The 8458-nt window shown below is 71.3% G+C and carries 2 protein-coding genes; both read right to left on the bottom strand.

The genetic code is table 11. From position 1 onward, the window contains the following. Nucleotides 1-3 precede the first annotated feature (3 nt). Nucleotides 4-3435 carry a non-ribosomal peptide synthetase gene (locus AC1VNM_RS07365; protein WP_483106403.1) on the bottom strand — a complete coding sequence of 1144 codons (3432 nt, stop codon included), beginning with the start codon at nt 3433-3435 and terminating at the stop codon, nt 4-6. Between the two features lie 4 nt (nt 3436-3439). After that, entirely contained in the window at nt 3440-8413 is a 4974-nt protein-coding gene (locus AC1VNM_RS07360) for a condensation domain-containing protein (protein WP_483106402.1), read from the bottom strand. Nucleotides 8414-8458: the final 45 nt, after the last annotated feature.

Below are 8458 nucleotides of genomic sequence, written 5' to 3'. Positions count from 1 at the left end.
GCGTCAATGGGGAACGGTCGCCGTTTCGGCGCTCTGCCAATCGGTGGCGGCCAGGCGCTCGAAGCCGGAGGTGTCCCAGGGGCCGGCGCGCAGCGCCGCGGCGAGCTCGGCCACGGTGGGGTGGTCGAAGACCAGGCCGGGTTCGATCTCGATGCCCAGCAGCTTGCGCAGCCGCGCCACCAGCCGGATCACCATCAGCGAGTGGCCACCGAGCTCGAAGAAGTCCTCGTCGATGCCGATCGGGCCGCGGCCCAGCAGCAGGCCCATGCCTTGCGACAGCACGCTCTCCAACGCGTCGCGTGGCGCGCGCGGTGCGGCGGCATCGCCATCCCGCGACGATTCGAGGACCGATGCGGCGGCACCGGCCGCCAGCGCGACGATCGCGGCACGATCGAGCTTGCCGTTCGCCAGTCGCGGGAAGGCGTCAAGCGCATGAAGGCGCGTCGGCACCATGTGCGACGGCAGCAGGGCCTTCAGCGACTCGCGCAAGCGATCCGCGTGATCCGTCGCGACCTCGCCGGAGGTCTCCAGCACCACGCACGCCGACAACTCGATATCTCCAGTCAGGTCGGGCTCCGCGAGCACCGCGGCCTGCCGGACCGCGGGCAAGGTCAGCAACGCGACCTCGATCTCCGCCGGATCGACGCGGAAGCCGCGCACCTTCACCTGGTGGTCGGCGCGTCCCACGAGACGCCACCCGCCCTCTGCCAGCACCCGTGCGACGTCGCCCGTGGGATACAGACGTTCACCGGGATGAAAGGGGTCGTCGACGAAGGCGCCCGGCACCTCGCGGCCCAGGTAGCCGCGGCAGACCTGCGGACCTCCGACATGGACCTGACCCTGCCCGCCCGCGGGCACGAGCCGCATCGCCTCGTCCAGCACCAGGACGCGGTTGTTGGGCAGCACCTGCGTCAGCGGGAGCGCGTCGCCGCCCTGCAGATCGGACGCGCGGACGCGATGCACGAGCACGCCGACCGTGGTTTCGGTCGGTCCGTAGTGGTTGTGGATCGCCGTGTCGGGCGCCAGGCGCCGCAGGCGCTCGATGAGCGCGCGGGGCGCGGCCTCGCCGCCCAGCACCAGCGTGCGCGGCACGCGCGGCGCCTCGCCCGCCGCCTCGCCTTCAAGCAGCGCCTCCAGGTGCGACGGCACGATCTTCACCGCGTCGATGCCCGCCGTCTCGACGAAGCGCGCGAAGGCGGCCGGGCTCCGCGTGTCGTCCTCGCTGGCGACGATCAGGCAGGCGCCGTTGAAGAGCGCGCCGAACAGCGCCGTGTTGCCCAGGTCGGCGACGACCGAACTGGTCAGGCCCCAGCGTCGGCTGGCGGCGAGGTCCATCGCCGCGGTGCTCGCGACGACGTAGTTCAGCAGCTGGCCGTGCTCGATGGCCACGCCCTTGGGCCGGCCGGTTGATCCGGACGTGTAGAGCACATACGCCAGGTCGCCCAGCCGCGGCTGGGTGGCCGGAAGAGCACCGTCCAGCTCGCGCAGGTCGATCGCGGCTTGGCCGGCGGACGTCAGGACATCGCCTGTCAGGGTCGCCGCGCGGAACGACGGCTCGCTCGACTGCGGTGTCGCGGACAGGACCAGGGCGGGCGCGGCGTCCGACAGGAGCGCGCGACGACGGGCCTCGGGCCAGCCTGGCTCCAGCGGCAGGTAGGCCGCGCCGGCTCGCCAGGCGGCCAGCATCGCGACGATGAGATCCGCGCCACGCGGCAAGTTCAGCGCGACCAGCGATCCCGGCGTCACGCCCAGTGACGCCATCGCACGAGCGAGGCGGTTGGCGCGCTGGTTCAACGCGCGGTAGTCGAGCACGATCCCGCCGGCCTCGAGCGCAGGGGCCTGCGGCGATAACGCGGCCCATTCGGCCACATGCTGCGACACCGTCAGCGCGCCGACGTGGCGGCGCTCGCCCTGCGCCCCGCGCAGCAGGGCCGCGCGCTCCTCGGCGCCGACGGGATCGAGCTCGCGCACCGCCGCGTGCGGCCGATCGAGCACCTGCCCGACGAGCGTCGTGAACTGGCCCAGCAGGCGTCCGACCGCCTGCTGTGAATGACGCTGGGCATCGGCGTTCAGCACCAGCTCGACGTGCTCGCCCCAGTGCACCTCCAGCGTGAGCGCGGCGCCATCGCCATCGCCATCGCCATCGCCATCGCGATCGCGATCGTCGCCCTGCTCGCCTGCGCCCTCGACCGACGGCACCGACCAGCCCGCGCCAGGCGCAGCGACGCGCTGCCAACGGAAGACCGTTCCCCGGTGGGACGTCGTGGCGGGCGACTCGACCGACCAGTACTCCTGAGCGTCGACGTGCGCGGCCGCCGTGGCCGCGCAGTGCGTCAACCAGTCCTCGACACGTGTGTCCCCGGTCAGCGTCACCGCCATCGGCAGCACTTTCTCGAAGACGCCGACGGCGCCGCGCATCACCTCGTAGTCGTCGCGGCAGTCGTGGCGCCAGCCGGAGAGGAACCGCTCGAAGCCGTTCAGCCGTGCGAGCAGCAGCAGCCAGACGGCGTGCAGCAGCGGCTCGGCGCCCACCGTCGAAGCGACGATGCGGGCCACCACCGCCGAGTCAAGCACGGTCCGCGCTTCGACACGGCCGGCGCGCGGCGCCAGGGGTTGCGGAAGCCGCGGGCTCTGCCAGTCGGTATCGAAGTCGCCCGGGACGACCGTCCCGGCGGCGCCAATGCCGAGATGCGCGCGCCAATAAGCCGCGCCGGTCCTGGCCTCCTCCCCGCTCGCCAGTTCGGCGCGCCATTCGACGTACTGGCCGTACTGGAAGACCTCCTCGGCGTCGAAGCCGATCGCGTCTCCGCGCTCTCCGCGCTCTCCGCGCTCTCCGCGCTTTCCCCGTTCTCCGCGCTCTCCGACGCAGGCCGTCGCGATCGTTGCCAGCAGCGTGCGCAGGCTGCCTTCGTCCGCCACCAGCGCACTCGCGTGGAGCGCCAGCACATGCCGCGAGTCGGACACGCGTGCCAGACCTGCGCGCAAGACCTGTCCCTCGGCGATCGCCAGCGGCGCGGCCAATCGCGCGAGCCAATCCTGCAACGCCGCCTCGTCCATGCCCCGCAGATCGGCGCTCGACCAGTCGAGCGCCGGCCGCACCGGCAGCAGCCATTGGCGCAGCCCGCGATAGCCGTCCACTGGCCCGAAGGCGGTGCGCAGCATCTCGTGCGCGCCCACGGCCTGATCGACCGCGTGACGCAGCGCGTCGCCATTGAAGCCGCCATCTGGACCAGCAAGGTCAGCAAGGCCATCAAGGGCCCCATCGATCGTGACGCGCGCCGTCAGGCCGGGCACGGCCGCGAGGCGCGCCGCATCGATCCCCGCAGCATCCAGGTGCGTCGCATCCAGGTGCTGGACAACCGCGCGCTGCTCGGGGCTCAATCCGCTGCTGACGAATTCCTCGGCGGGCAGGCCGGGGGTATGGATCGCATTCATCGAATCACGCCTCCCCGCCCAGCGCCGCGCGATCGAACATCGCGCCCATCGCCACGACGATCTTGCGCGGTCCCTCGTACGGGTCGCGCGCATGGGCCGCCAGCATGTTGTCCAGCATGATGATGTCGCCCTGCCGCCAATCGAGCCGCACCGCGCAGGCCTCATAGGCCTCGCCGACGATGGCCATCGTGGCGTCCGGGATCGCCGAGCCGTCCCCGAAGGTGACGTGCCGCGGCATGCGGTCCAGCCCGACCAGGCCGAGCAGGTCCTCGCGCACATCCGGCTCCAGGCAGCTAACGTGGTGCAGCTGCACCTGATTGAAGAAGACACGCTCTCCGGTCAGCGGATGTTTGACCACGGCCGGGCAGCGGGTGCGGGTCTGCAGCGTGTCGGCGTCCAGCCATCGGAAAGCGGTGCCGGCCCGCGCGAGCCGGGTTTCGACCTCGGTGCGACCGGTGGTCTTGAAGAAGTCCTGCCACGACACGTCCAGCCGCGGCGTGAAGGTGCGGACGTAGAGCAACCCCTTGCGTTCGAACTCGTCGACAAGGTCGGCGGGCAGCCGGCGCAGCATCTCGCGGCAGTCGACGATCGGCGTCGCGCCGCCGACCGGCGACGGCAGCTCGCAGAAGAACCACTGCTTGCGCGGCCAGCGCTCCAGGTGGGCGCTTTCGTTGTGGAAGAGGATCATCTGCCGCTCGGGATACGGCGTGGAGCGGTAGGTGTTGCGGCCGCCCTCCTTCTTCGGCAGATCGCCGTAGCCGCCGAACAGCTCGGGCTCGATGGACTCGGCGAAAGCCTCGAACTCCTGCGGCGTCCTCAGCCCGAAGTTGCGGAACAGCAGACCCGCGTGCGTGAGCAGCGAGGTCTCGACGACGTCGCGGTTGGCGCGCGCCCAGGCGACGGCATCGAGGTCGGGGCGCGTGGCCTCGACGATCAGGGGGAAGGGGCGATCGTCCGCGAACGTGGTCATGCGGACGGCGGGCGCCGGGGTAGCAGCCGTCGCCGAAGCGCCGACGGCGCCCGGTCCCGCACGCTTGCCCAGCGCGGCCAGTTTGCCCAGCTTGTCGAGCTTGCCCGGCTTGTCGACGACGGGAGGAGGAAGGGAAGACATGGTCGGCTCCTGGTGATGCGGAGGAGAAGAAGGTGGCGGGCCGGAGGACGGCTGGCTCGATGTCGATGGTCCGGAAGGCTCCAAGCCGTCCAGCAGCGTGTCGAGCGCCGTGTCCGGCTCGGCGGCGGCACGGCGCAGCAGCGTCCGCCAGTCCTGGGCGGCGGCTTCGACGGTGGCGCGCTCGTAGAGGGACGTCGCGAACACCCACTCGGCGCGGAGGCCGTCGGTGGTGTCGGTGACGAAGACGGCGAGGTCGAACTTCGAGGTGACCGGAGGCCGCGATTCGAGGCGGACCGCCAACCCGGGCAGATCGAAGCGCGCGGCGGGGGTGTTCTGGACGACGAACAGGGTCTGCACCAGCGGCCCGTGCCGGCGCGAGCGCGGCACGCCCGCCGCGTCGACGATCTGGTCGAACGGCATCGCGGCGTGCTCGAACGCCGTCAGGCCGAGCTCGCGCACCCGTGCCAGCCACTCGGTGAAGGCCTCGCCGCGCTTGTCATCGGGACGGTCCGCACTGTCCGCACCGTCCGCAAGGTCTGCACCGTTAGCACTGTTGGTTCTGTCGGCACTGTGAGTGCCGTTGGTGCCGCTGTTTCGATCGACGCCGATCCGCCGCGAGCGCAGCGGCACGACGTTGACGAAGAATCCGATCAGCGGTTCGAGCGCGGGCAGGTCGCGGCCCGCGACGTCGGTGCCGACGACGAGATCGTCGCTGCCGGTACGCCGGTGCATCAGCGCCAGGAAGGCCGCCATCATCACCAGAAAGGGCGTGCTGCCTTGCGACCGGGCCAGTCGCGTGATTGCATCGGCCTCCGCGCTCGACATCGTCATCGACACGGCGTCGCCGGCCATCGATGCGACCGCCGGCCGCTCGCGATCGGGCGGCAGCGTGGACAGCGCGGGCGCGCCGCGCAAGGCCTTGCGCCAGAACGCGGCCAGCGCCGACTGCGTCGCGGCGAGCTGGCGCGTCTGCCATTGCGCATAGTCCGCGTACTGCACCGCCAGCGGCAACCAGGCCGGCGCCGTATCTCTCCGGATCGCCGCATAGGCGACGGTGAGATCACGGACGAACACGCCCACCGACCAGCCGTCGAAGGCGATGTGATGAACGCAAAGCAACAGCACATGCCGGTCGGATGAGAGTCGCAGCAGCTCCGCACGCAACAAGGCATCGCTGGCGAGATCGAAGGCGCGGCCCTCTTGCGCGGCCAGGGCCGCGTCGACCGCGGCGTGCCGTTGCGGCTCCGGCAGCGCCGTCAGATCGCGCAGCGGCAGATCGACGTGCGCGGCGGGCCGCGACACGGCGATCGGTTCGCCCTCGTCGTTCTCCGGATAGACGGTGCGCAGCACCTCGTGCCGGTCCACCAGCGCGTCGAGCGCGCCTTGCAGCGCCGCCACGTCCAGATCGCCGTCCAGATGCAGCGCGGCGGCCATGTTGTAGGCCGGATGGGCTTCGCGCGCGGCGCGCGGCGTCAGGCGCTCGACGAGCCAGAGACGGCGCTGCGTCGGCGACAGGACCCGCTCTGCGGTCCGATCAACCGGAACCAACGGAACCAACGGAACCAACGGAACCAGCGGAACCAGCGGAACCATCGGCACGTGGTGTGCGTGGTGTGCGTGGGGCGCTCCCGCAAGAGCGCCAGGCGTCGCGGTGCCGGACATCGCGGCGGCGCGCCGCGCATCGATGCGCGCGGCGAGGTCGCCCAGCACCGGGCATTCGAAAAGATCGCGCAAGCCCAGCGTCACGCCCAGCCGCGCGGACACGCGAGAAGCCACTTTCACCGCGGTCAACGAATTGCCGCCCGCGACGAAGAAGTTCGTGCTTCGCGCCGGCATCGCGGCGTCGGAGAGCGCCAGAGATTCGTGCCAGATCCCGGCCAGGACCTGTTCGGTCTCGCTGTAGGGCAGCTGCTCCGCGACGCCTTGTCCCGCGACGGGCGACGACACGGGGTCGTCTTCTCCCCCTGACACGAAGCGACCTTCGGCATGGATCGCGAAGGCATCCAGCGTGCCATCGCGCCAGCCCTGCCGCGCAGCGGAGCGCTGGATCTTCCCGCTGGACGTCTTGGGCAGACCGCCCGGGTTGAGAAGGATCGTGACGCGCGGCGCTTCGCCGCAGTGTTCTCCGACGACGGCACCGATCGCGGCCACCAGCGCCTGCGCCGTCATCGACTTGCGCGTGGCGCGCGACACCTCGGCCGCGACGCCGATGCCATCGCCGTCGGGTCCCGGCACCGCGAAGGCCGCCACGCGCCCCTGACGCACGAGATCGGGCTGGCGCTCGATCGCCGCCTCGATGTCCTGCGGATACACGTTGTGGCCGCGGAGGATGATCAGGTCCTTGATGCGACCGGTCACGTAGAGCTCGCCGTCGCGCAGGAAACCCAGGTCGCCGGTGCGAAGCCAGCGCTCGGGGCCTTGCTCGATGAAGGTCTCGGCGCTGACCTCCGGCCGTCCCCAGTAGCCCTGAGCGACGCTGGGCCCGCGCACGCGGATCTCGCCGACCTGCGCCTCGTCCAAGGCGGCGCCGGTGGCCGGATCGACGATGCGCACCTCATGGTCGCGTGCGACCGCGCCGCAACTGACCAGCCATTGAGCCCCGTCGGCCTTGGCATCGGCATTCGCCTCGGCATTGGCATTGGCATCGGAAAGGACATCAGAAGGGGCATCGACAGGCGCGTCGACCTCGACCTCCACGGCCAGTTCCGCACGCTGCCGCTTCAGCGCCTCGGTGGAGAAGCGGCGAGAGACTGCGCCGTCCGCACGTTGCCCGCCGGTCACGAAGAGCGTCGCCTCGGCCAGTCCGAAGCTCGGGTAGATCGCACCGGCGGAGAAGCCACAAGGCGCGAAGGCCTCCTGGAAGGCGGCCACCGTGTCGGCCCGCACCGGCTCCGCGCCGGACAGCGCGATGCGCCACGCGCTCAGGTCCAACGCCGGGGCGGCGGTGCGCCCTGCCCGCTTCATCCGCTCGGCGCAGAGCCGATAGGCGAAGTCGGGACCGGCGGTGATCGTGCCGCGATGGCGATGCATCGCCTCCAGCCAGCGCATCGGCCGGGCCAGGAAGAACGCCGTCGTCATCAGGATCAGCGTCCCGCCGGCGAACAGCGGCTGCAGCAGGCCGCCGATCAACCCCATGTCGTGGAACAGCGGCAGCCAGGAGACATAGACGTCGCGCGCCGTGGTGCCGAGCGCCGCATGGATCGCGCGCTCGTTGGCGATCAGGTTGCCGTGGCTCACCATCACGCCCTTGGGCGTGGACGTCGAGCCGGACGTGTACTGCAGGAAGGCGATGTCGGACGGTCGCGGAACGTGCGGCGTCCAGGCGTCGGCCAATGCGACGTCGATGTCGTCGACGGCGAGCGCCCTCATGCCATCGGGGTTGCCGATGGCATCAACGGCGCCAATGGCGCCGATGACGTCGCGCGTGCCGAGCACCGCGGCCGCGCCGGCATCGCGCGCGATCGCGGCGAAGCGCTCGAGATGCTGCGGCCGAGCGCTCTCCGGCGGGAACACCGGCACGGCGATCATGCCGGCGTACTGGCAGCCGAGGAAGGCGACGAGGTAGTCATCCGTGCCTTCGAGCGCGATCAGCACGCGCGCCCCCCGCTGCAGACCGGCGGCCTGCAGCGCCGCGGCCAGCGCGCGCGAGCGGCGACCGAGCGCCTCGTAGGTGACGGGCCGTTCGTGGCCGTCGTGTCCGGCATCGCGTCCGCCGTCCATCCCGCCGTCCACCCCGCGGTCTCCGACCATGATCAGGGCGGTGTCCCCCGGCCTCGACGCGATGAGTCGGTCGAGGTGCTCAACGAGGGTCGATGCCGCGCCCTCGGGCGCCGGCAGGGACGAAGGAGTCGTCATCGCGGCAGGCATGTCGCGCTTCTTTCAGTGAAGGTCTCTGGGCAGCGGGGCCCGCGG

This window comes from Mitsuaria sp. MSU3D, from assembly GCF_056867975.1.
Note: the sequence above shows the minus strand (reverse complement) of the source record. Positions and strands in the feature narration are given on the sequence as shown.